This window comes from Stenotrophomonas sp. 2201_Sma, assembly GCF_056486685.1.
Map to the genome: position 1 here is coordinate 1,096,056 of NZ_CM151329.1, position 22,613 is coordinate 1,118,668.

The 22,613-nt window shown below is 67.6% G+C and carries 25 protein-coding genes; 8 read left to right on the plus strand and 17 right to left on the minus strand.

Annotated features, from left to right (window positions below):
* Window positions 1-30: 30 nt before the first annotated feature.
* From ACZLIF_RS05210 to ACZLIF_RS05220, 3 genes are all read right to left on the minus strand, one after another.
* Entirely contained in the window at window positions 31-423 is a 393-nt protein-coding gene (locus tag ACZLIF_RS05210; protein WP_128990353.1) for a hypothetical protein, read from the minus strand.
* Between the two features lie 149 nt (window positions 424-572).
* Entirely contained in the window at window positions 573-905 is a 333-nt protein-coding gene (locus ACZLIF_RS05215) for a non-heme iron oxygenase ferredoxin subunit (RefSeq protein ID WP_053516647.1), read from the minus strand.
* Entirely contained in the window at window positions 902-1,441 is a 540-nt protein-coding gene (locus ACZLIF_RS05220; protein WP_128990355.1) for a GNAT family N-acetyltransferase, read from the minus strand. Before ACZLIF_RS05220 ends, ACZLIF_RS05215 begins: the two co-directional genes overlap by 4 nt.
* 208 nt (window positions 1,442-1,649) lie before the next feature.
* On the opposite strand from ACZLIF_RS05220, the gene ACZLIF_RS05225 reads away from it, so the two are divergent.
* Window positions 1,650-2,300 carry a transposase gene (locus ACZLIF_RS05225; RefSeq protein WP_065182416.1) on the plus strand — a complete coding sequence of 217 codons (651 nt, stop codon included), beginning with the start codon at window positions 1,650-1,652 and terminating at the stop codon, window positions 2,298-2,300.
* A 175-nt stretch (window positions 2,301-2,475) separates the two neighbouring features.
* On the opposite strand, the gene ACZLIF_RS05230 is transcribed toward ACZLIF_RS05225, so the two are convergent.
* From ACZLIF_RS05230 to ACZLIF_RS05250, 5 genes are all read right to left on the minus strand, one after another.
* Window positions 2,476-3,732, minus strand: coding sequence for a cysteine desulfurase (locus tag ACZLIF_RS05230; RefSeq protein ID WP_128990357.1), 1,257 nt, complete (start codon window positions 3,730-3,732; stop codon window positions 2,476-2,478).
* On the minus strand, window positions 3,729-4,991 hold the full coding sequence (gene sufD / locus ACZLIF_RS05235) for a Fe-S cluster assembly protein SufD (RefSeq protein WP_128990359.1): 1,263 nt from the start codon (window positions 4,989-4,991) through the stop codon (window positions 3,729-3,731). The genes ACZLIF_RS05230 and sufD overlap by 4 nt, the downstream gene beginning before the upstream one ends.
* The gene (gene sufC / locus ACZLIF_RS05240) at window positions 4,991-5,755 is read right to left on the minus strand and encodes a Fe-S cluster assembly ATPase SufC (RefSeq protein WP_053516654.1); all 765 of its coding nucleotides are present in this window, start codon (window positions 5,753-5,755) and stop codon (window positions 4,991-4,993) included. The genes sufD and sufC overlap by 1 nt, the downstream gene beginning before the upstream one ends.
* Window positions 5,756-5,820: 65 nt before the next feature.
* Window positions 5,821-7,296 carry a Fe-S cluster assembly protein SufB gene (gene sufB, locus ACZLIF_RS05245; protein WP_065182413.1) on the minus strand — a complete coding sequence of 492 codons (1,476 nt, stop codon included), beginning with the start codon at window positions 7,294-7,296 and terminating at the stop codon, window positions 5,821-5,823.
* Between the two features lie 18 nt (window positions 7,297-7,314).
* Complete coding sequence (locus ACZLIF_RS05250) at window positions 7,315-7,770, minus strand: SUF system Fe-S cluster assembly regulator (protein ID WP_053516656.1); 456 nt, start codon at window positions 7,768-7,770, stop codon at window positions 7,315-7,317.
* A 214-nt stretch (window positions 7,771-7,984) separates the two neighbouring features.
* On the opposite strand from ACZLIF_RS05250, the gene ACZLIF_RS05255 reads away from it, so the two are divergent.
* Window positions 7,985-8,452, plus strand: a complete 468-nt coding sequence (locus ACZLIF_RS05255) for an SET domain-containing protein (RefSeq protein WP_053516698.1) — start codon at window positions 7,985-7,987, stop codon at window positions 8,450-8,452.
* A 132-nt stretch (window positions 8,453-8,584) separates the two neighbouring features.
* Window positions 8,585-9,127 carry a type 1 glutamine amidotransferase domain-containing protein gene (locus tag ACZLIF_RS05260; protein WP_111186009.1) on the plus strand — a complete coding sequence of 181 codons (543 nt, stop codon included), beginning with the start codon at window positions 8,585-8,587 and terminating at the stop codon, window positions 9,125-9,127.
* Between the two features lie 68 nt (window positions 9,128-9,195).
* On the opposite strand, the gene ACZLIF_RS05265 is transcribed toward ACZLIF_RS05260, so the two are convergent.
* The 4 genes from ACZLIF_RS05265 to ACZLIF_RS05280 all read right to left on the minus strand — a co-directional run bounded on the left by ACZLIF_RS05265 (window position 9,196) and on the right by ACZLIF_RS05280 (window position 11,470).
* Window positions 9,196-9,792 carry a YceB family lipoprotein gene (locus ACZLIF_RS05265; RefSeq protein ID WP_065174554.1) on the minus strand — a complete coding sequence of 199 codons (597 nt, stop codon included), beginning with the start codon at window positions 9,790-9,792 and terminating at the stop codon, window positions 9,196-9,198.
* A gap of 77 nt (window positions 9,793-9,869) precedes the next feature.
* Window positions 9,870-10,409: a hypothetical protein gene (locus ACZLIF_RS05270; protein WP_128990361.1), complete on the minus strand. Its 540-nt coding sequence runs from the start codon at window positions 10,407-10,409 to the stop codon at window positions 9,870-9,872.
* A gap of 55 nt (window positions 10,410-10,464) precedes the next feature.
* Window positions 10,465-10,773 carry a DUF3861 family protein gene (locus ACZLIF_RS05275; protein WP_053516660.1) on the minus strand — a complete coding sequence of 103 codons (309 nt, stop codon included), beginning with the start codon at window positions 10,771-10,773 and terminating at the stop codon, window positions 10,465-10,467.
* Window positions 10,774-11,071: 298 nt separating this feature from the next.
* The gene (locus ACZLIF_RS05280; RefSeq protein WP_053516661.1) at window positions 11,072-11,470 is read right to left on the minus strand and encodes an HU family DNA-binding protein; all 399 of its coding nucleotides are present in this window, start codon (window positions 11,468-11,470) and stop codon (window positions 11,072-11,074) included.
* Between the two features lie 371 nt (window positions 11,471-11,841).
* On the opposite strand from ACZLIF_RS05280, the gene ACZLIF_RS05285 reads away from it, so the two are divergent.
* Window positions 11,842-12,273, plus strand: a complete 432-nt coding sequence (locus ACZLIF_RS05285) for an OsmC family protein (protein ID WP_128990363.1) — start codon at window positions 11,842-11,844, stop codon at window positions 12,271-12,273.
* Between the two features lie 46 nt (window positions 12,274-12,319).
* Here the strand turns inward: ACZLIF_RS05285 and ACZLIF_RS05290 are convergent, their stop codons facing one another.
* Together ACZLIF_RS05290 and ACZLIF_RS05295 are read right to left on the minus strand one after the other, a co-directional pair.
* Complete coding sequence (locus tag ACZLIF_RS05290; RefSeq protein ID WP_065174556.1) at window positions 12,320-13,198, minus strand: PhzF family phenazine biosynthesis protein; 879 nt, start codon at window positions 13,196-13,198, stop codon at window positions 12,320-12,322.
* A gap of 123 nt (window positions 13,199-13,321) precedes the next feature.
* On the minus strand, window positions 13,322-14,194 hold the full coding sequence (locus tag ACZLIF_RS05295) for a PhzF family phenazine biosynthesis protein (RefSeq protein WP_128990365.1): 873 nt from the start codon (window positions 14,192-14,194) through the stop codon (window positions 13,322-13,324).
* A 74-nt stretch (window positions 14,195-14,268) separates the two neighbouring features.
* Between ACZLIF_RS05295 and ACZLIF_RS05300 the strand changes: the two genes are divergently transcribed.
* The 3 genes from ACZLIF_RS05300 (at window position 14,269) to murD (ending at window position 19,682) form a co-directional block, all read left to right on the plus strand.
* Window positions 14,269-16,863 (plus strand): bifunctional aspartate kinase/diaminopimelate decarboxylase, encoded by a 2,595-nt coding sequence (locus tag ACZLIF_RS05300; protein WP_128990367.1) that lies wholly within the window; start codon window positions 14,269-14,271, stop codon window positions 16,861-16,863.
* Window positions 16,864-16,939: 76 nt separating this feature from the next.
* A complete protein-coding gene (gene murL / locus ACZLIF_RS05305) occupies window positions 16,940-18,292 on the plus strand; it encodes a UDP-N-acetyl-alpha-D-muramoyl-L-alanyl-L-glutamate epimerase (protein ID WP_128990369.1) in 1,353 nt (450 codons plus the stop codon).
* On the plus strand, window positions 18,273-19,682 hold the full coding sequence (murD, locus tag ACZLIF_RS05310) for a UDP-N-acetylmuramoyl-L-alanine--D-glutamate ligase (protein ID WP_128990372.1): 1,410 nt from the start codon (window positions 18,273-18,275) through the stop codon (window positions 19,680-19,682). Before murL ends, murD begins: the two co-directional genes overlap by 20 nt.
* Window positions 19,683-19,775: 93 nt before the next feature.
* On the opposite strand, the gene ACZLIF_RS05315 is transcribed toward murD, so the two are convergent.
* A complete protein-coding gene (locus tag ACZLIF_RS05315; protein WP_065182405.1) occupies window positions 19,776-20,366 on the minus strand; it encodes an SMI1/KNR4 family protein in 591 nt (196 codons plus the stop codon).
* A gap of 127 nt (window positions 20,367-20,493) precedes the next feature.
* On the opposite strand from ACZLIF_RS05315, the gene ACZLIF_RS05320 reads away from it, so the two are divergent.
* Complete coding sequence (locus ACZLIF_RS05320; RefSeq protein WP_053516673.1) at window positions 20,494-21,285, plus strand: dienelactone hydrolase family protein; 792 nt, start codon at window positions 20,494-20,496, stop codon at window positions 21,283-21,285.
* A 47-nt stretch (window positions 21,286-21,332) separates the two neighbouring features.
* On the opposite strand, the gene ACZLIF_RS05325 is transcribed toward ACZLIF_RS05320, so the two are convergent.
* Together ACZLIF_RS05325 and ACZLIF_RS05330 are read right to left on the minus strand one after the other, a co-directional pair.
* The gene (locus tag ACZLIF_RS05325; protein WP_478462392.1) at window positions 21,333-21,548 is read right to left on the minus strand and encodes a hypothetical protein; all 216 of its coding nucleotides are present in this window, start codon (window positions 21,546-21,548) and stop codon (window positions 21,333-21,335) included.
* 33 nt (window positions 21,549-21,581) lie between these two features.
* A complete protein-coding gene (locus ACZLIF_RS05330; RefSeq protein ID WP_128989400.1) occupies window positions 21,582-22,580 on the minus strand; it encodes a polyprenyl synthetase family protein in 999 nt (332 codons plus the stop codon).
* Window positions 22,581-22,613: the final 33 nt, after the last annotated feature.

A 22,613-nucleotide genomic window follows, 5' to 3' on the forward strand; every position in this document is an offset into this window, starting at 1 on the left:
CCGGACGCCCGGGCGCGGCCGGGGAGAGCGTCAGCTCAGCAGGGACGGAGGCGCCTGGCCGGGGGGGTGCTGGTAGCGCGACGGGAGCGCAGGGGCCGGGTAGGGTGACGGCGCGGTTGCCGGCACCGGTGGCGAGACCGGAAGCGGGCCACACACCCGCCGCAGCAGCGGGGACTTGATGCTGCGGCTGTCATCGGGCTCGGCTTCCACCCGCGGCATGACCTGCTCGCGGGGAGGCGTGCCGAAAGGTGCTGCGGGCAGGCTGTCCTGCGCCTGCAGCGCCGGCGTAGTGACCTGCGAACTGCGCGTGCCTTCATGCAGCGCCGACCATCCCAGCAGCAGTGCCAGCAGCAGCGCAGCCAACAGCGGCCCGCCCTTGCGGGCAAGCTGGCAGAGCGTAGCGATGGGCGCGGGCGAGGCCATGGCGCGGCGGTGGGCATTACGAAGATGTTACGTAGAGTAACAGCAACGATAATGATTCGCATCTTCGGTGTTGCGGGAGGTCTGTAGCTGGCCCCTCGCGGCCCTGTGGGCGCCTGCAGGGGCCTTCCCGGGGGCGGGTGTCGCCCCGGTCAGTCCCGGTCGTCGCGGGTCCAGATGGCGTCGTGCTCGCGCTTGACCGGGAACTTGGGGACCGGGCTGTACGCGGGGGCACACAGGGCACGGCCATCACGCACGTCGAAGCGGGCACCGTGCAGCACGCACTCGACGCTGCCTTCGGTGGTGTTGAACTCCCCGGAGGACAACTCGAATTCCTCGTGCGTGCACTGGTCTTCCAGGGCATACAGCTCGCCATCGAGGTTGAACACCACGATCGGCGTACCGGTAACCTCGTCGAACACGCTCTTCATTTCACCCGGCAGCAGGTCGCTGCCGGCACAGACGAAGGTCCACGCATCGCTCATGCGGTGGCTCCCGCCAGCGGCTTTTCCAGAATCTCGAAGCGCAGATCGTCGCGCTTGGGAATGCCGAAGCGCTCATCGCCGTAGGGGAACGGCTTCTTGATGCCGGTGCGGCGGTAGCCACGGCGCTCATAGAAGGCGATCAGTTCGTCACGCACGTCGATCACGGTCATCTGCATCACCGGCACGCCCCATTCGCGCGCGGCGTGGGCTTCGGCCGCATCCATCAGCTGCTTGCCGACGCCGCCCCCCTGCTGGGCCGGATCGACCGAGAACATGCCGAAGTAGCCCTTGCCGTCGACATCGGCCACGTGGGCGCAGGCCACCAGGCGGCCCTCGCGCTCCGCCAGCAGGATGGTCGAGCGGGGCCGCTCGAGGTCGGTCTGGATGCCTTCGGCATCGATGCGGGCGCCGTCCAGCAGATCGGCTTCGGTGGTCCAGCCGGCCCGGCTGGCGTCACCGCGGTAGGCGGAGGTCACCAGCGAGATCAGGGCAGGGATATCGGCCGACGTGGCGGCGCGGAAGGTCAGGGTGCTCATGGCGCCATTCTAGGTGGGGCGTGGGCGGCCGCAAATGGGGACATGGGGTCAGTTCCCTTTCGCGCGGCGGAAGGGATCTGACCCCGGCGTCTACTGACCCAACGGAAGGCCATGGACCGACTGGCATGGGCACGGAACCGGCGGATGCTTGGGGTCAGATCCCTTTGCGCAGTGAAGGGCTCTGACCCCTTGTTTCCAGGAGGAGCCCATGCCAAGGCCACCACGGATCGATGCACCCGGATACCCGCAACATGTCGTCCAGCGCGGTAACAATCGCCAGCCCGTGTTCTTCACCGATGGCGACCGCGTCGCCTACCTGCGCCTGCTGAGTCACCACGGGGGCCAGCAACAGTGCCGGATTCACGCGTATGTGCTGATGGACAACCACGTCCACCTTCTGGTGACGCCTGATGTTTCCGGCGGGCTGTCGCGGATGATGCAGGCGGTGAACCGGACCTACGTGCGCCGGGTGAATGATCGGCAGGGCCGCACTGGAACCTTGTGGGAGGGGCGTTTCCATTCCACGCGGGTGGATACGGATCGCTATCTGCTGGCCTGCCAGCGCTACATCGAGCTCAACCCTGTCCGTGCGGGGAGGGTGGCGCGCCCAGGTGACTATCGCTGGTCGAGCTATCGGGCGAATGCTCAGGGCATGCCGAATGCGCTGCTTGAACCGCATTCGGCATTCGAGCTGATTGCCTTGGATCTGGATGAACGGCGCAGGCGCTATGCGGAGTTCATCGAGGAGGGTATTCCTGCCGCGGATGTGGCGGCGATCCGGCGAGCATTGCAGTCGCAACGGCAGTTGTCGGGAATGCTGATGGGGTCAGATCCCTTTCGCGGTGCGAAAGGGATCTGACCCCGGTGTGCTGGGCGGCGCAGGCGTTATGCGGAATTCGTTGCGCAGGGCATTCCTGCGGGTGATCTGGCGGAGATCCGGGGAGCATTGAAGTCGCAGCGACGGCTGTCGCGGATGCTGATGGGGTCAGATCCCTTTCGCGGTGCGAAAGGGATCTGACCCCGGGTATTCCGGGTCAGCCGAGCAACTTACGTACCTTGGTCAGCGCGGTCATGAACCGCTCGATCTCGGCGTGCGTGTTGTAGAACGCCAGCGAGGCACGGCAGGTGGCTGCGACACCGAAGTACTGCAGCAACGGATGTGCGCAGTGCTGGCCGGAACGCACGGCCACGCCTTCCAGGTCGAGCAGGGTGGCCAGGTCGTGTGCATGCGCGCCGTCGATCAGGAACGAGACCACGGCCGCCTTCTCCGGCGCTTCACCGATGATGCGCAGGCCCTCGACGCGGCGCAGCTCTTCGGTGAAGTGGGCGAGCAGCTCGGCTTCCCGCGCCTCCACGTGCTCCTGGCCGATGTCCTGCAGGTAGTCGGCGGCCACGCCCAGGCCGATGAAGCCGGCGATGTTCGGGGTGCCGGCCTCGAACTTGTGCGGGGCATCGTTGAACACGGTGCCGTCAAAGCTGACTTCCTTGATCATCTCGCCACCGCCGAGGAACGGCGGCATCGCATCCAGATGCTCGCGGCGTGCCCACAGGGCGCCGGTGCCGGTCGGCCCGCACATCTTGTGGCCGGTGATGGCATAGAAGTCGCAGCCGATCGCGGCGACGTCGAGCTTGCGGTGCGGTGCGGCCTGCGAACCGTCCACCACCGTGATGATGCCGCGCTTGCGCGCCTCACGGCAGATCTCGCGCACCGGGTTGACCGTGCCGAGCACATTGGATACGTGGGTGACCGCCAGCAGCTTGACCTCGGGGGTCATGGCCGCACGCAGCGCATCCAGGTCGAGCGCGCCATCCGGGGTGATCTCGGCCACGCGGAGGGTGGCGCCGGTACGCTGCGCGACCAGCTGCCACGGCACGATGTTGGCGTGGTGCTCCATGCGCGAGACCAGGATCACATCACCGGACTTCAATCGCGGCAGCGCCCACGAGTACGCCACCAGGTTGATGGCGAAGGTGGTGCCGCTGCACAGCACCAGATCGCTGGGGCGCACGTTGAGGAAGCGCGCCAGCTTGTTGCGCGCACCTTCGTAGGCATCGGTGGCTTCGCTGCCCAGGGCATGCACCGCGCGGCTGACGTTGGCGTTGTAGCGGCGATAGAACTCATCCACCGCGCCGATCACCTGCACCGGTTTCTGGCCGGTGTTGGCGTTGTCGAAATAGACCAGCGGCTTGCCATGCACTTCACGCATCAGCAGCGGGAAGTCGAGACGCACGCGATCCCAGTCAGGGGCGCTGGCGCGTTCTTCGATCGGGCGCGGGGTGGAGAGATTCATGCCACACCCGCCTCGGTCAGGGCCTTGTCCAGGCGGCGTGCCAGCTGCTCGCGCAGCGCGTCCGGCAGTACCTTCAGCGGCTCATGGCAGAACGCGGCACTCAGCAGTGCCTGCGCCTGTGCCTGCGGCAGGCCACGCGAGCGCAGGTAGAACAGCGCGTTCGCATCGAGCTGGCCGACGGTCGCACCGTGTGCGGCTTTCACTTCGTCGGCATCGATCACCAGCACCGGCTGGGTGTCGATCTCGGCGTCGGCCGACAGCAGCAGGTTCTTGTTGGACAGGTTCGCGTCGGTGCCGTCGGCGCCTTCGCGGATCTGGATGCCACCATGGAACACCACGCGGCTGCGGTTGGCGGCCACGCCGCGCCACAGCAGTTCGCTACGGGTATCGCGGGCGATGTGGTCGATGCCCAAGCGGGTATCGACGTGGCGGCGGCCATTGCCGAGCAGCACGCCATTGGCGGTCAGCTGCGCGTTGTCGCCTTCCAGCCGTACGTTCAGTTCGTGGCGGCTGAGCGCGGCGCCCAGTTCCAGGTCCACGCGGTGGTACTGCGCGTCACGGGCCAGCACCGCGTCGGTGCGCAGGATGCTGGTCTGGCGTGCACTGCCGGCCTGTACGCGCGCATGCTTGAGCACGGCATCGCGCGCAACGTGGACGTGCAGCACGGTGTTGTCCAGGTGGGCAGAGTCACCGACGCTGAAGCGGTGTTCGACCACGCCCAGGCTGGCGCCGGCACGCAGTTCGATCAGGTGGCGGTGGTGCCAGGCCAGGTCGGTATCGCCGGCGACGCTGGCGAACACCAGCTGCAGCGGTGCCTCGACCTGCACGCCGTCGTCCACGCGCAGCACCGCGCCTTCATCGGCCAGGGCGGCATTCAGGCGGGCGAACACTTCGTCGCTGCGCTCGTAGCGGCGGCCGAGGAAACGCGCGGCATCCTCACCGGCGGCCAGCACCGAGGACAGCGGTTCCAGCTGCACGCCGGCCGGCAGGCCATGGGTGTCGCTCAGTGCGTCGCTGAGGCGGCCGTTGACGAACACCAGGCGCGGCGCGGGGATGTGTTCCAGCACGGCCACATCCAGCACCGGCGGCGACAGCGGCGCGGCGGCGAAGGCACGGCGCTCCAGCTGGCGCAGCGAGGTGTACTTCCAGGCTTCGTTGCGGGCGGCCGGCAGGCCATCACGCAGGGCTGCATCCAGCACTTCGCGGCGCGCATCGCTGCCGCAGAAGGCCTGGGCCATGGAATCAAGCAGGGCGCTCATCAGACCGCCGCCTCGGGCACGACCCGGTCCTTCAGGAAGTCATAACCGTGCGCTTCCAGTTCCAGCGCCAGTTCCGGGCCACCGCTCTTGACGATGCGGCCGTCGGCCAGCACGTGCACCACGTCCGGCTTGATGTAGTCCAGCAGGCGCTGGTAGTGGGTGATGACCAGGAACGAACGGTCGGCGGCGCGCAGCGCATTGACGCCGTCGGCCACGCTCTTCAGCGCATCGATGTCCAGGCCCGAATCGGTTTCGTCGAGGATCGCCAGCTTCGGTTCCAGCACGGCCAGCTGGAAGATCTCGTTGCGCTTCTTCTCGCCACCGGAGAAGCCTTCGTTGACGCCACGGTGCAGCAGTTCGTCCTTCAGGTGCAGCACGGCCAGCTTCTGCCGTACCAGCTTGAGGAACTGCATGGAATCGAGTTCGTCCTCGCCGCGTGCCTTGCGCTGCGCGTTCAGTGCCGCGCGCAGGAAGTAGGTATTGTTCACGCCGGGGATTTCCACCGGGTACTGGAACGCCAGGAACAGGCCGGCAGCGGCGCGCGCTTCCGGGTCCTGGTCGAGCAGATCGACGCCGTCGAACCGGACGCTGCCTTCGGTCACTTCATAGCCGTCGCGGCCCGCCAGGACGTTGCCCAGGGTGGACTTGCCGGCGCCGTTCGGGCCCATGATGGCGTGCACCTGGCCGGGCTGGACGTCCAGCGAAAGGCCCTTGAGGATTTCCTTGTCGCCGATGCGGGCGTGGAGGTTTTCGATCTTCAGCATGGTGGGGATTTCCGTGAGGCGGGCCGCAGCCCGCCGATAAAAAGAATGCGTTGCGAGGGCAGGGCTCAGCCCACCGAACCTTCCAGCGAGACTTCCAGCAGCTTCTTGGCTTCCACTGCGAATTCCATCGGCAGCTCGCGGAACACCTGCTTGCAGAAGCCGTCGACGATCATCGACACCGCGTCTTCCTGGCTGATGCCACGGGCGCGGCAGTAGAACAGCTGGTCATCGGAAATCTTGGAGGTGGTGGCCTCGTGCTCGACGGTGGCGCCCGGGTTCTTCACCTCGATGTAGGGGAAGGTGTGGGCGCCGCACTGCTTGCCGATCAGCAGCGAATCGCACTGGGTATAGTTGCGTGCGCCCTCGGCATTGCGGTCGACCTTGACCAGGCCGCGGTAGGTGTTCTGGCCGCGGCCGGCGCTGATGCCCTTGCTGACGATCTTGCTCTTGGTGCGCTTGCCGACGTGGATCATCTTGGTGCCGGTGTCGGCCTGCTGGCGATGGTGGGTCAGCGCGACGGAGTGGAATTCGCCGACCGAGTCATCGCCCAGCAGCACGCAGGAGGGATACTTCCAGGTGATCGCCGAGCCGGTCTCGACCTGGGTCCAGGTGACCTTGCTGCGTGCACCGCGGCACTCGGCGCGCTTGGTGACGAAGTTGTAGATGCCACCGACGCCGTTCTCGTCGCCCGGATACCAGTTCTGCACCGTGGAGTACTTGATCTCCGCATCTTCCAGCGCCACCAGCTCGACCACTGCGGCGTGCAGCTGGTTCTCGTCGCGCATCGGCGCGGTGCAGCCTTCCAGGTAGGACACGTAGGCCTTGTCCTCGCACACGATCAGGGTGCGCTCGAACTGGCCGGTGTGGCCGGCGTTGATGCGGAAGTAGGTGCTCAGCTCCATCGGGCAGCGCACGCCCCTGGGAATGAACACGAAGCTGCCATCGGAGAACACCGCCGAGTTGAGCGCGGCGAAGTAGTTGTCACCGACCGGCACCACGGTGCCCAGGTACTGGCGCACCAGTTCCGGATGTTCCTTGATGGCTTCGGACATCGAACAGAAGATGATGCCCTTCTCGGCCAGTTCCTTGCGGAACGTGGTACCGACCGAGACCGAGTCGAACACCGCGTCCACCGCCACGCCGGCCAGCTTGGCGCGCTCGTGCAGCGGCACGCCCAGCTTGTCGTAGGTATCGAGCAGTTCCTTGGGCACGTCATCCAGCGAGGCGTACTTCGGGCCCTTCGGTGCCGAGTAATAGCTGAGCGCCTGCAGGTCGATCGGGGCGATCTGCAGCTTGGCCCAGTTCGGCATCGGCATCGTCAGGAAGTGGCGATAGGCGTCCAGGCGCCACTGGGTCATCCACTCCGGCTCGTCCTTTTTGGCCGACAGCGCACGGATGGTGTCCTCGTCCAGGCCCGGGGGCAGCGAGTCCGATTCGATGTCCGTGACGAAGCCGGCCGAGTACTTGCGGCCGAGCTGCTCATGGATCTCGCGGTTGGGGGTGTCGTCGTGGGCGACGGTTTCGATGGTTTCGGTGGCCATGGGGGGGCTGCCTACGGATCAGGAGACGACGTCGACAGCGATGGTGCGGCGCTGTTCGTCATCGACAAGGGGAAGAGGGGGCAGGATCTGCGCCAGGCTGACATCGCGCAGGGCCTCGGAGACCACGTCGTTGATCAGCCGCCAGCTGCTGCGCGCGCCGCACTTGGGCGCCATGCCGCACTGGTGGTGGTCGTGGCTGCACTCGGTCAGGGCCAGCGGCCCTTCCATTGCTTCCACCACTTCGAACAGCGAGACCTCCACGGCGGGCCGGGTCAGCCGATAGCCGCCGCGGACGCCGCGCAGGCCCTCGACCAGGCCGGCCTGTGCCAGCGGCTTGAGGACCTTGCTGACGGTGGGCGGCTCCAGGCCGGTGAATTCGGCCAGCTCGGTGGCGCTGAGCACTTCGCCCGGACGGGCGGCGAGCACGGTCAGCACGACGGTGGCGTAATCGGTGAGTTTGGTGACGCGCAACATGGGGGATGCGAGCGGTTCTTAAAGCGGACTGAAATTGTACGCTTTTCTTCGCCGGCATCCAACCCGGGCATTCAGCCGGCGCTGGGAGACCCTGGCCGGGGCCGTTCACCCGCAGTCACGATCGGGGCGACATGCTGGAGCATCGGGACGATTTTCGCAATTGCCCGGAATGGGCGAGAATCCGGGTTCCTTTCGCTGCAAACAGCCCGTGCCGATGCCGAAGAAGATCCAAGCCCGCAAGTCCGCCATCCATGGCAACGGTGTGTTCGCCGTGGCCCCGATCAAGCAGGGCGAGCGCGTGATCCAGTACAAGGGCCTGCTGCGCAGCCATGGCGACGTCGATGCCGATGACAGCGGTGACGTCGAAAGCGGCCACACCTTCCTGTTCACCCTCAACGACGACTGGGTGATCGATGCCAATTACAAGGGCAACGATGCGCGCTGGATCAACCACAGCTGCGACCCCAACTGCGAGGCGGTGATCGAGGAAGATGCGGACGGCGACAGCCGTGGTGACAAGGTGTTCATCGAAGCGCTGCGCGATATCGCCGCCGGTGAGGAGCTGACCTACAACTACGGCATCGTCCTGGCCGAGCGCCATACGGCCAAGCTGAAGAAGATCTGGGAGTGCCGCTGCGGTTCCCCCAAGTGCACCGGCACCATGCTGCAGCCCAAGCGCTGACCGGCACCGGGTACGGCCGGCCGATCGCCGGCCGCATCGCGGACATGCACCTGCCATCGACACGCGGGTCACTCCGCTTCAATGCACGTTGCCGCACGCTGGGTGCTCATCCTCACCAACGGGAGTGCACCCATGGCTCAGCGCCTCAAAGGCAGACAGATCGCCATCCTGGCCACCCACGGCTTCGAGCAGTCCGAACTGATTGAACCCAAGCGCCTGCTTGAAGCGGAAGGCGCCCGGGTCAGCGTGATATCGCCGGCGAAGGAAGCCACCATCAAAGGCTGGAAAGAGAAGGACTGGGGCGAGGCGGTGGCGGTGGACATCCCCCTGAGCGAAGCCGACGCGGCAGGGTTCGATGCGCTGGTGTTGCCCGGTGGCGTGATCAATCCGGACACGCTTCGCACGGATCAGGCCGCCGTGGACTTCATCCGCGACGTGGCGGCGGCCGGCAAGCCGGTCGCGGCGATCTGCCACGGCCCCTGGCTGTTGATCAACAGTGATCTGGCCAACGGCCGCGAGGTCACCTCGTGGCCGTCACTGCAGCAGGATCTGCTCAACGCCGGTGCGCGCTGGCAGGATGCCGAGGTGGTGGTGGACGGCAATCTGATCACCAGCCGCAAGCCCGACGACATTCCCGCCTTCAGCGAGGCCGTCGTCCGCGCGCTGGCCGCCTGACGATTCGAAGCTGACATCGTGGCGTGCCCGGCCGCTGGACGCCGCCGGGCACCGTGTTGCAGCTCGGCTCAGTTGCCGAGCAGGCCCGCAGGCACCAGGTTGCCGAGGTTCTGGTTGAAGGTGACGACCAGCTTGCCGTTCTTCACCTGTGCCGATTGCACCTGCAGCGCACCGAGCATGCCGGCCACGGCCGGATCAAGCTTGTAGATCGGTTCACGCTGCGCATAGTCGCTCAGCCAAGCATTGAGCAGCCCACGGGTACGTGAATCGAGGCGGCCGCCCTGATTGGCCGGGGTGAAATCGTCCACGCTCGGCTGCTGCAGGTGGAAGCCCTGGGTCTGGGCGTCATAACGCAGGCCGCTGCTGAGCTTGACCGTACCGAGCTTGGCCGGACTGCCGCCGGCGGTCGCAAGCGCCACGTCCATGCCCAGGTTCAGGCGTTCGCCTGCGGGAAGGCTCAGTTGCGGATGGCTCATCGTCAGCGCGATCAGGCCGCCAAGTGCATCCTGGGTACGCGGGAAACTGCCGTCCAGGTACTGCTGCACGTCGCTGGCGCCAACCGAGAGTTCGCGGCCGGAAATCGAAGGTGCGGCCTGCGCGCCGATCGCAGCGGCGATCAGGACGGTGGCGGCGGCGAGGCGGGTCATCAGGGGACGCAGGCGCATGGCGGTGACCGGAAAGGGCGGGGTGGCTACAGAGTAGCTTTCCAGGCTGAATCGAGCGTGCATGCCGTTGCAGCGGTTCAGTCCAAAGAGGGCCGCAGCTGCGCCGACTGGATCTGCCAGGCACTGCCGTCGGCGTTGGGCTGCACGCGATACCAGCCACCAAAGCGGAAGGTGCCGTCGGCGGTCACCGCGCGGACCTGCACCGGAACTTCCAGCAGCTGCGGCGGAAGCTTGCCGTCGACGGCGACCGGCGTCTGGCTGCGCAGGCGCAGGGCGCGCACGTTGTCCAGCTGGCGCAGCGCGGCGTCATCCGCCCGCCGCGGATCGGCGGGGGGGAAGGTCCAGGCAGCGTCGCTCGCGGCGTGGTCGCGATTGAGCAGGTCGGTCATGTACCGGCTGAGCATGTCCCCGGGCGGCTCCGCGTCGTCGGCCACTGCGGCCAGCAACGGGAGGACGGTGGGTGGCCGCAGCGATGCAGCCTCATCGTCCGCGGCCGTCGGTTGCCGGTGTGCATCATCCGGTCTGGTGGCGACCGGGGCGGTGATATCCACTGCGGGGGGCGGCCGGGAACAGCCCAGCACGACCAGCGGCATCAGCAACAGCAGGGTCCTGCGCATGGTGCCTCCTCCCCGAGGCGACCTGGAGGACGGCAGTGTATCGACTACGGGGCCTTCAGCGGGAGGAGGGCAGCTGATCCAGCGCATCCAGCGCCGGCAGGACCTGGGCGGCGAGTGCGGCCAGTGCATGACCGTCGGTGTCGGCATGACGCTGCACGATGTCGCGCAGCAACTGGGTGGCGACCACCAGCGTGGCGCGTTCGTCGCCACTGAGCCCTGCGGTGCGCGGTGCCGCTTCGAGCAGTCGCATCAGGTCGCGACTGGCGCGATGTTCCAGTTCGATGGTGCAGCGCCCGGTGCACTGCAACCCGTCCTTTTCGATCGGAGTCACCGAGATCCGGTAGCGGGTGGAGGGGCTGGCCATGAGAGGTGCTCGCCGTTGCTGTGTGGGAATGTGCCCACCATAGGCAAGGCCGCCGCCGGCGGCGACGGCCGGCGCTGCACGCAGTGTTCCACCCGGTTGGACGAAGTGCGGGGGAAGCGTGGCCGCAGCCTTTGGTGGCGGGCCTGGGAGGCCGTTTGCGCTGCTGGGGCAACGCTGTGTTGCGATGCCCGGCGCCGTGCCCGGAAGATGGTCGCTGCCTGCGCGGAACCGCCGGGGGCGCCAAAAAAAACGGGACGGCCTGGGCCGTCCCGTCATGCATCCGCCGAATGGCGCGCGCTTACAGCGCGGCGTCCTTCAGCTTCTTGAGCGGACGAACCTTCAGCTTGGTGGTGGCCGGCTTGGCGGCGAACCACTGCTCTTCCTTGGTGAACGGGTTGATGCCCTTGCGCTTCGGCTTGGCCGGCACATTGACGGTGGTGATCTTCAGCAGGCCCGGCAGGGTGAAGGAGCCAGCGCCCTTCTTGTGCACCGAAGAGGCGACAGCGCCTTCCAGCGAGGCCAGCACAGCGCGCACGTCCTTGGCGACAACGCCGGAGGCTTCAGCGATGTGTGCAACCAGGCCGGACTTGGTCAGCACTTCCTTGATCGGCTTCGGAGCGGCCGGCTTGGCGGCAGCCTTCGTCGCGACTTTCTTCACTGCCTTCTTCGGGGCAGCCTTCTTAGCGGTCTTTGCCATGGTTTCCTGTTCCGTGAACGGTTGGTTGTTTGGTCGGCGCCGAACCCCGTCGGCAAGCGCAATGTAGGGCAACTCTCGGGCGCCGCCAATAGCCCGGAGCGCGGAAAGTGCATGTTTTTTCATATCCAGGCCGATTCAGTACATGGCCGGCGGTAGGGGGCAGGGGCACCCGGAGGGGCAGGAAAGCGCCGGCCCTTTCGCCGGGTGGAAGTGCGAAACCGCTGAAAACAAGGGAAAAACGGCATGGCGCGGAGCTGGCGCGAAGCAACCGGAGCACGCGTGCCGGGCACGCTGCAATGCGGCAGAGCGACGCAGGCATAACGTGCGCCATGCGAGGGTGACCGTTCATCACCGCCACACAGGAGCAGCAAATGGGAATCTCGCGACACGCCACCGCGCACTGGGAAGGCGATCTGAAGTCCGGCAAGGGACAGTTGAGCACGCCGCAGAGCGGCCTGCTGGACAAGACCCGCTATGGGTTCAACAGCCGTTTCGGCGAGGAGAAGGGCACCAACCCGGAAGAGCTAATCGCCGCCGCGCACGCCGGCTGCTTCACCATGGCGCTGTCGGCCAAGCTCGGCGAGGCCGGTTTCACTCCGACGTCGCTGGATACCGAGGCGAAGGTGGATCTGTCGATGGAAGGCGGCCCACAGCTTTCGCAGATCCGGCTGAAAGTGAAGGCCGTGGTGCCGGGGATCGGTGCGACGCAGTTCCGTGCCATCGCCGACGATGCCAAGCAGAACTGCCCGGTGTCCAAGGCACTGAGCGCGGTGCCCATCAGCCTGGAGGCCGAGCTGGGCTGAGGTCGGTAGCGCCGGGCCATGCCCGGCGTCCCAGGGCAACCACCCATCACCAATCAAGGGTGCCGGCGATCACCGTCTGCACCTGACCGCCGGACCAGACCTCGCCGGCCTCGTCCACGCGCAGGGTCAGGCGTGCGTCATGCCCGACCTCCCGGCCCTGGCTGACGTCGAATGCCTCGCGGCCCCGCGGCAGAGCGCCGCGCAGGTCCAGCCATGCCGCCAGCACGGCGTTGGCGGCGCCGGAGGCGGCATCCTCGAAGCGGCGCCCGTTGCCGACGAACGCGCGCACGGCCAGATCGAAGCCTTCGTTGCCGTCGGCGAATGCATAGGCGAACACGCCCATGCTGTCGGTGGATTCGGCCAGCGCGGCCACCGCGTCCCAGTCCGGGCGCAGCGCGCGCAGGGCCGATTCATCGGCAACCTGGACCACCCACCAGCTACGCCCGCCCTGCATGCGTGCTGGCGGCAACCGACCCAGTGGCCAGCCCTCCAGGGCCGCCTGCAGGCGGGGATCGTCCGCCTGCGCGGTTTCGGCCAGCTGCGCGCGCGGGGTGCGGATGGCAATGCGCTGTTGCGCGCCTTCGCCGCTGACCCGCAGCGGCAGCGCGCCGGCAATCCCGTCCTGCACCAGCAGGCCATCCACCGCCTCCGCCAGGCCCGCCTGCAGCACGGCATGCGCGGTGCCTACGCTGGGGTGGCCGGCAAACGGGACTTCCTTCTGCGGACTGAACATGCGCAGGCGGTAGCTGGTTCCCGCCGTCTGCGGCGGGAACACGAAGGTTGTCTCGGGCAACCGCGTCCAGCGGGCGATGGCCTGCATGGTGTCGTCGTCGAGTCCGTCGGCATCCAGCACCACGGCCAGCGGATTGCCGGCACCGGCGCGCGGGGAGAACACATCCAGTTGCAGGAAACGGCGTGCGGACATCAGTGACAACTCCAGGAAACGATGGGACGGTGGCGCGGGGCCATGCTCCGCGAGCGCGCAGCGCGGCGAGTCGCCGGGCATGGCCCGGCGCTACCGGCAAGGCGGCATAGGGTATCGCGGGGGCTACCAGTGAATCTGCCCATCGATCACCGGCTGCACCTGGCCGCCGATCCACACGGTGCCCTGCGCATCGACCTGGACCTGGACCTCACCATCGCGGCCCACTTCGCGGCCCTGGCTGGCCACGTAGCCGGCGTTCGTGCCCGGCAGCGCGCTGCGTTGCCGCAGCCAGGCGCCAATCAGCGCATTGGCACTGCCGGTCACCGGATCCTCGGGCACGTTCACGGCATCGCCGGGGCAGAAAGCGCGCACCACGAGCGCGTGAGCGGCAGCCTGTTCCAGTGCGAACACGGCCACGCCGGTGGCGCCGGTGGCATTGGTCCAGTCGCGCACGGCGGCCATGTCCGGCGCCAGGGAGCGCACGCTGGCGGCATCACGCAGGGGCAGCAGCCACCATCGCGGACCGTTGTCCCACAACTCGGCCACATGGCCCTCGGCGGCCTGGGCCAGCAGCGCTTCCGGCACCGCCCCGGGAGCGGTATCCAGGTGCCGTGCTGCGGGGCTGGCGAGCTGGATCGTCGGTGCGGCAGCCGGGCCGGACACGCGCACCGGCAACAGCCCGGCGGCGCACTGCTGTACCAGGGCACCGTCGCGCGGCACGGCCAGGCCGCTGGTCACCGCTGCCCAGGCGGCACCGACACTGGGGTGGCCGGCGAACGGCAGCTCGCTGCCCGGGGTGAAAATGCGTACGTGGTAGTCGGCACCGGCCGCGGTGGGGCGGACGAAGAACACTGTCTCGGACAGGTTCAGCCAGGCGGCCAGCGCCTGCATGCGGTCGCTGGAAAGCCCGTCCGCGTCAAATACGACACCCAGTGGGTTGCCCGTGCCGGGACGGGGAGCAAAGACATCGAGCTGCAGGTAACGATAGGCGGTCATGGCGGGGATATTGGGCTTAGAATCGAAGGTTCCGCCCCCAGGGGCGGCTTCCCCACAATACACATAGCCAATCCATGTCAGCTTCCCCCCTTGTCGATCGTTGGATCGTACTGAAGTTCGGCGGCACCTCGGTGTCGCGTCGCCATCGCTGGGACACGATCGGGAAGCTGGCGAAAAAACGCGCGGAAGAGACCGGCTCGCGCGTGCTGGTGGTGGTTTCGGCGCTGTCCGGGGTGACCAATGAGCTGACCGCGATCGCCGACGGTGCGGCGGACAGCCGTGATCGCGTCGCCGCGCTGGTCGAACGCCACGAGGCATTCCTGGTCGAGCTGGGCCTCGGCCGCGAAGTGCTGGCCGAGCGTCTGGCCGCCCTGCAGGGCCTGCTGGACGATCCGCGCGCGGCCACCCGGCCGCTGGACTGGCAGGCCGACGTGCTGGGCCAGGGTGAACTGCTGTCCTCGACCGTGGGCGCTGCATACCTGCGCGCGTCCGGGCTGGACATGGGCTGGATGGATGCCCGGCACTGGCTGGATGCACTGCCGCCGCAGCCGAACCAGAGCGACTGGTCGCAACGCCTGTCGGTGAACTGCCAGTGGCGCTCGGATGCGGACTGGGCGCAGCGCTTCCGTGCGCAGCCGACCCGCCTTCTGATCACCCAGGGCTTCATTTCGCGGCACGCGGACGGTGGCACTGCCATCCTCGGCCGTGGCGGTTCGGACACCTCGGCGGCGTACTTCGGTGCGCTGCTCGGCGCCAGTCGCGTGGAGATCTGGACGGACGTGCCGGGCATGTTCAGCGCCAATCCCAAGGATGTGCCGGACGCGCGCCTGCTGACCCGCCTGGATTACTACGAAGCGCAGGAAATCGCCACCACGGGTGCCAAGGTGCTGCATCCGCGCTCGATCAAGCCGTGCCGCGATGCCGGTGTACCGATGGCGATCCTCGACACCGAGCGCCCCGAGCTTCCAGGTACCAGCATCGACGGCAATGCCGCGCCGGTACCGGGCGTGAAGGCAATCAGTCGTCGCAACGGCATCGTGCTGGTGTCGATGGAAGGCATCGGCATGTGGCAGCAGGTCGGCTTCCTGGCCGATGTGTTCGCCCTGTTCAAGAAGCACGGCCTGTCGGTGGACCTGATCGGTTCGGCCGAAACCAATGTCACCGTGTCGCTGGATCCGTCGGAGAACCTGGTCAACACCGATGTGCTGGCCGCGCTGTCGGCCGACCTGTCGCAGGTGTGCAAGGTCAAGGTGATTGTGCCCTGTGCGGCGATCACCCTGGTCGGGCTGGGCATGCGCTCGCTGCTGCACAAGCTGTCGGATGTGTGGGCCACGTTCGGCCGTGAGCGCGTGCACATGATCTCGCAGTCGTCCAACGACCTGAACCTGACCTTCGTCATCGATGAGGCCGATGCCGATGGCCTGCTGCCGATCCTGCATGCGGAACTGATCGACAGCGGCGCCATGCCGGTGGAGGAAACCGAGGTGTTCGGCCCGCGCTGGCGCGAGATCGCCGGCACGGTTCGCCCGCGCGGCACGCCCTGGTGGCGCGGCCAGCGGGCACACCTGCTGCAGCTCGCCGACGCGGGCACCCCGCGCTACGTCTATCACCTGCCGACCGTGCGGGCGCGTGCCCGCGCGCTGGCTGCGATCAAGCCGATCGACCAGCGTTACTACGCGATCAAGGCCAACAGCCACCCGGCCATCCTGCAGTTGCTGGAGTCGGAGGGTTTCGGCCTGGAGTGCGTTTCGCATGGCGAGCTGAAGCATGTGTTCCAGCACCTGCCGGAACTTTCGCCCAGGCGTGTGCTGTTCACCCCCAGCTTCTGCCCGCGCAGTGAGTACGAGGCCGCGTTCGCACTGGGCGTGACCGTCACCGTCGACAACGTCGAAGCCCTGCTGCGCTGGCCGGACCTGTTCCGCAACCGCGAGCTGTGGTTGCGCGTGGACCTGGGGCGCGGCGAAGGTCACCACGCCAAGGTCCGCACCGGCGGCAAGGAGTCCAAGTTCGGCCTGCCGATCGCCCGCGTCGATGAGTTCGTCCGTGCCGCCACCGAACTGGGCAGCCGGGTGGTCGGCCTGCACGCCCACCTGGGCAGCGGCGTGGAAACCCCGCAGCATTGGCGCCTGATGTGCGATGAGCTGGCAGGCTTCGCCCGCCGCATCGGCAGCGTGCAGACGATCGACATCGGCGGTGGCCTGCCGATTCCGTACAGCGACGAGGACGAGCCCTTCGATCTGGACGCGTGGGCTGCCGGCCTGGCCGAGGTCAAGGCGTTGCACCCCGCATTCCGCCTGGCCATCGAGCCGGGGCGCTACCTGGTGGCCGAGTCCGGCGTGCTGCTGACCCATGCCACCCAGGTGGTGGAGAAGGACGGCGTGCGCCGCGTCGGCCTGGATGCCGGCATGAATACGCTGATGCGTCCGGCCCTGTACGACGCCTGGCACGACATCGAGAACCTCAGCCGCCAGGGCGGGTACGCCGAGGCGGCATTCGATGTCGTCGGCCCGATCTGCGAGTCCAGCGATGTGTTCGGCAAGCGGCGCAAGCTGCCGGTGTCCACCGCGCCGGACGACGTGATGCTGATTGCTGACGCTGGCGCCTATGGCTACGTGATGTCCAACACCTACAACCAGCGGGCGCTGCCGCGCGAGGATGTGATCGAGTGATCGCCCTGCGCGCGCTGCACCCGCCCACCGACACGCCCCGCGTCACCGCGCGGGGCCGTGCCTGACCGGATACACCATGACTGCTTTCGACAAACACCAGGTCTCCCGTTTCCGCTTCGTCCGCTGCGAATTTGCCGCGGACAGCGGCGTGGCACGGCTGGTCTATGCCTTCGATGATGGCCCCGAGATGGTGGAAACCATCACCGTTCCCGGCGCCCCGTTCGTCCTCGACCCGGCGCGTGCCGCCGCCGTGCAGCGAGCGCTGCAGCTGCTGCACCTGATCGCCGGCGTCAGCTACTACAAGGCCGGCGTGCCGGAGATCGTCAGCATCGACAGTTACGCCATCGATGCCGATACCGCTGCGCTGGTGGAAGCGATCTACCTCAACGGCCTGGGCGAGTTCGCCTACCGCAACGGCCTCAACCTGCGCGGCCGCTTCCGCCTGCCGGTGCAGGGCGAGCCGGTGCAGGCACCAGAGGTGGGCCTGCAGCCGCATGCGCTGGTCGCCATCGGTGGCGGCAAGGATTCGCTGGTCAGCATCGAAGCGCTGCGACGGGCGGGCGTGGACGAGACGGTCACCTGGATCGGCGGTTCGCAGCTGATCCGTGCCTGCGCCGAACGCACCGGCCTGCCGACGCTGAACCTGGGCCGCGCGCTGGCGCCGGAGCTGTTCGAGCTCAACCGCCAGGGGGCGTGGAACGGCCATATCCCGGTGACCGCGGTGAACTCGGCGATCATGGTGCTGGCAGCCCTGCTGCAGGGCGTGGACCAGGTGGTGTTCTCCAACGAACGCTCGGCCAGCTACGGCAGCCAGATTCCGGGCACCGGCGAGGTGAACCACCAGTGGTCCAAGGGCTGGGCGTTCGAGCAGGCCTTCGGCCGCCATGTGCAGGCGCACGTGGCCGCAGACCTGCAGTACTACTCGCTGCTGCGGCCGATGTCGGAACTGGCGGTGGCCCGCCAGTTTGCCAAGAGCGACTTCTACGACGCGCATTTCTCCAGCTGCAACCGCAACTTCCATATCCTCGGCGAGCGCCCGGTGAACCGTTGGTGTGGCGTCTGCCCGAAGTGCCATTTCGTGTTTCTGGCGCTGGCCCCGTTCATGCCCAAGACCCGCCTCGTGCGCATCTTCGGTCGCAATCTGCTGGACGATGTCGAGCAGGCCGGTGGCTTCGACGCGCTGCTGGAGTTCCAGGATCACAAGCCGTTCGAGTGCGTGGGCGAAGGTCGTGAATCGCGTGCAGCGATGGCGACCCTGGCGCAGCGACCGGAGTGGAAGGAAGATGCGCTGGTGAAGCGCTTCTGCAACGAGATCCAGCCGCAGCTCGACGCGGCCGAACTGGAGCTGGCGCCGATGCTGCAGCTGCAGGGCGAGCACCGCATTCCGGCTGCGCTGTGGGAACGGGTGCGTGAAGATTTCTCAGCTTGAAGGAAAGCGCGTCGCGCTGTGGGGCTGGGGGCGTGAGGGCCGTGCCGCATTCGCGGTGCTGCGTGCACGCCTGCCGACGTTGCCGCTGAGCCTGTTCTGTCCGGCCGCCGAAGCCGAAGCGGCGCGCGCGGAAACGCAGGGGTCACTGGAGGTGCGTGGCGAGCCTTCGGCCGAGGCGCTGGCCGCGTTCGACGTGGTGATCAAGTCACCCGGCATCAGTCCCTACCAGCCGATCGCGGTGGCCGCGGCGGCACGGGGCACGCGTTTCATCGGGGGCACCGCGCTCTGGTTCGCCGAGCATGCCGCTGACGACGGCATCGTCCATGACACCGTGTGCGTGACCGGTACCAAGGGCAAAAGCACCACCAGCGCGCTGGTCGCGCACCTGCTGCGTGCGGCCGGTCATCGCACCGGCCTGGTCGGCAACATCGGCCTGCCGCTGCTGGAAGTGCTGGACCCGCAGCCGGCGCCTGAGTATTGGGCGGTGGAACTGTCCAGCTACCAGACCGGCGAAGTGGCGCGCAGTGGCGCGCGACCGCAGGTGGCGGTCGTGCTGAACCTGTTCCCCGAACATCTGGACTGGCATGGCAGCGAACAGCGCTATATCGAGGACAAGCTGCAGCTGGTCACCGATGCCGCTCCGTGCATCGCCGTGCTCAATGCCGCCGATCCGCATCTGGCGGAACTGACGCTGCCGCACAGCCAGGTGGTCTGGTACAACCAGCCGCAGGGTTGGCACATGCGTGGCGACATCGTGCATCGTGGCGAACAGGCGGTGTTCGATACACGCAATACGCCGCTGCCGGGCCGCCACAACCGCGGCAACCTGTGTGCGGTGCTGGCCGCGCTGGAAGCGCTGGGCCTGGACGCGGCGGCGCTGGCGCCGGCCGTGCAGGATTTCCGTCCGCTGCCCAACCGGCTGCAGCGCATCGGCGTGGCCGATGGGCTGACCTACATCAACGATTCGATCAGCACCACGCCCCACGCCAGTCTGGCGGCACTGGAGTGCTTCAGCGGCCAGCGCATCGCGCTGCTGGTGGGCGGGCATGACCGCGGCCTGGACTGGACCGATTTCATGCAGCACATGGCGCACGATGTGCCGCCGGTGGAGATCGTGACCATGGGCAGCAACGGCCCGCGCATCCACGCGATGCTGCAGCCGCTGGCCGATGCAGGTCGATTCGGGCTGCATGCGGCCGTCGACCTGCCGGACGCCATGGCGCTGGCACGCGCTGCGCTGGGCGAGCAGGGCGGGGTGGTGCTGTTGTCGCCGGGCGCACCAAGTTTTGGGGCCTACCGCGATTACGTTGCGCGCGGACGTCACTTCGCCGAGCTGGCCGGATTCGATCCGGACAGCATCAGCGGGATTCCGGGCCTGGGCATCGCCTGAGGGGGGCGGATCCCTTTCCGCAGGAAAGGGCTCTGACCCCGGCGGGATCCCGGCCGGCAACCCACCGGCAAATTCATCCACGCAGGCGTGGATCTACGCTTCCTCGATGAACGCGTAGTCGCCGTCAATCAACTGCTGCAGATACGCATCGAAGCCGGGCGCGATGACCGCATAGCTGTCCGGATCATGCAGGTAGCGCACCACCTGGCCGACGGAGCCACCCGGTGCCGGGTCGAAATCCAGGTACAGCATCGAGGTGCCGCCGTTGTTCATGCAGTGCGAGAAGCACAGGCGGCGGCTCATCGGTACGTCGGCATCGATGCCGTCGCCGAGAATCTCCGGTTCGTCGTCCAGCCATTCTTCGTAGATCGAGCGGATGCTGTCGTCCCAGTGCCGCTGATCCTCGAAGATCTGTGCGACCGAGCGCAGGTAGTAGGGGTATCCGCCGCCTTCCACGTCCGAGCCGAGCATCAGCACGCAGACCTCGCCCTCGGGATACCGGCGGAAATGCGTGCCATCCACGCGCGACAGCAGCGCAACCAGACTGTCAGGTACCTGCGGCCACTGCGCACGCAGGCGTTGCAGGTCTCCGGCGCTGGCGCCCTGGACATGCGCCCATTGCGCAGCATCGTCGACGGGCAGGCGCGGCATCAGGCCGGACAGGAATTGATCGACAAGGTTCATTCGCAAACAGGGGCTGGGCGGAATCAGGGCGTATCCAACCACACCTGCGTCACGCCGCCAATGCAGAATGCGGACGGGAGGGGGACATCAGGCGACCCCTCTGTTTCCTTTTCTCTGGAGCAGGCGCATGAATGCATGGCGTTGCGGTGTGGCGATGGTCCTGGGTCTGGCGGCGCTGCCGGCGTGGGCGGCGATGAAGACCCAGCCGGTGGAGTGGACGCACCAGGGCACGACCTTCAGCGGGGTGCTGGTCTATGACGACGGGGACAGTGACAAGCGCCCCGGACTGGTGATGGTGCCGAACTGGAAGGGTGTGAACGAATCGGCGGTCGAGAAGGCCAAGCAGCTGGCCGGCGATGATTACGTGGTGCTGGTGGCCGATGTCTATGGCAAGGGTGTGCGGCCGAAGACCGATGCCGAGGCAGGGCCGGTCGCCACCGCGTTGCGCAACGACCGGCCGCTGCTGCGGGCGCGTGCGCTGGAGGCGGTGAATGTGCTCAAGGCACAGGCCGGCAAGGTGCCGCTGGATGCCAGCCGCATCGGTGCGGTCGGCTTCTGCTTCGGCGGTACCACCGTTCTGGAGCTGGCCCGCGCGGGCGCGCCGCTGGCCGGCGTGGTCAGCCTGCATGGTGGGCTGGGCTCGCCGCTGCCGGCGCAGGCCGGTGGAGCGCATCCCTCGGTGCTGGTACTCAATGGTGCCGATGACAGGAGCGTGACTGCGGCCGACATCGCCAGCTTCCAGAACGAGATGAATGCCGCCAAGGTCGACTGGGAATTCACCAACTACAGCGGCGCCGTGCATTGCTTTGCCGAGCGTGATGCCAACAATCCGCCGGGGTGCCAGTACAACGAACGGGCGGCGAAGCGCGCGTGGAAGGCACTGGATGAGTTCTTCGAGGAGCGCTTCGAGAAGCGCTGAGGCACCGGGTTCGCCGGGCATGGCCCGGCGCTACCACAGCACACCGCTCACGCAGGGCGCAGCGGCACCCGGTAGCACCGGGCCACGCCCGGCGAGCGACGCGGCATCCGGTAGCGCCGGGCCATGCCCGGCGAGCGCAGTGGCACCCGGCAGCGCCGGGCCACGCCCGGCGAGCGACGCGGCACCCGGTAGCGCCGGGCCATGCCCGGCGAGCGAAGCGGCACCCGGTAGCACCGGGCCACGCCCGGCGAGCGAAGCGGCATCCGGTAGCGCCGGGCCATGCCCGGCGAGCGCGGTCAATGCGTGCGCTGCACCGCGTAGCGGGCCAGTCCACGCAGAGCGGCGACGGCATCATTGTCGCCCAGCCCGTCGAGCGCACGCTCGGCGCGCTCTGCGTATTCCTCGGCCCGGCGACGACTGTAGTCCAGGCCGCCGGTGGCGTGGATCGCGGCCAGCACTTCCGGCATTGCCGACGCATCGCCTTCCTGCACGATGGTGCGCAGGCGCTCGCGGGTGGCGTCGTCGGAGTGGGCCATGGCATGGATCAGCGGCAGCGTTGCCTTGCCTTCGGCGAGGTCGTCGCCCAGATTCTTGCCCAGCTCCTCGGCGTTGGCCGAGTAATCCAGCACGTCATCGGCGATCTGGAAGGCGTAGCCCAGATGCATGCCGTAGTCGTACAGCGCCTGCTGGGTGGCTTCGTCCACGCCGCTGGCCAGGGCGCCCAGGCGGGTGCCGGCAGCGAACAGCACGGCGGTCTTGCGCTCGATCACGCGCAGGTAGGCCGCTTCGTCGGTGTCCGGGTTATGCACGTGCAGCAGCTGCAGCACTTCGCCTTCGGCGATGCGATTGGTGGTGTCGGCCAGGATCTGCATCACCGGCATGCGGTCCAGCTCGACCATCAGCTGGAAACTGCGCGAGTACAGGAAGTCGCCAACCAGCACGCTCGGTGCGTTGCCCCACAGGGCATTGGCGGTGCTGCGGCCGCGCCGCAGGCTGGATTCGTCCACTACGTCATCGTGCAGCAGGGTTGAGGTGTGGATGAACTCGATGATCGCCGCCAGCTGGTGGTGCTCGGGGCCGGCATGGCCGACCGCATGACCGGCCAGCATCACCAGCATCGGCCGCAGGCGCTTGCCGCCGGCGGAAATGATGTGGTCCGCGATCTGGTTGATCAGCACGACGTCCGAGGACAGCCGGCGCCGGATCAGGGCGTCGACGGCGGCCATGTCGGCCGCAGCAAGCGACTGGATCTGGGGCAGGCCCAGGGCGGGGCGGGTGTCTTCGGTGATGGTCATGCGATCAGGCTTTCAGGCTCGTCGATGATTATA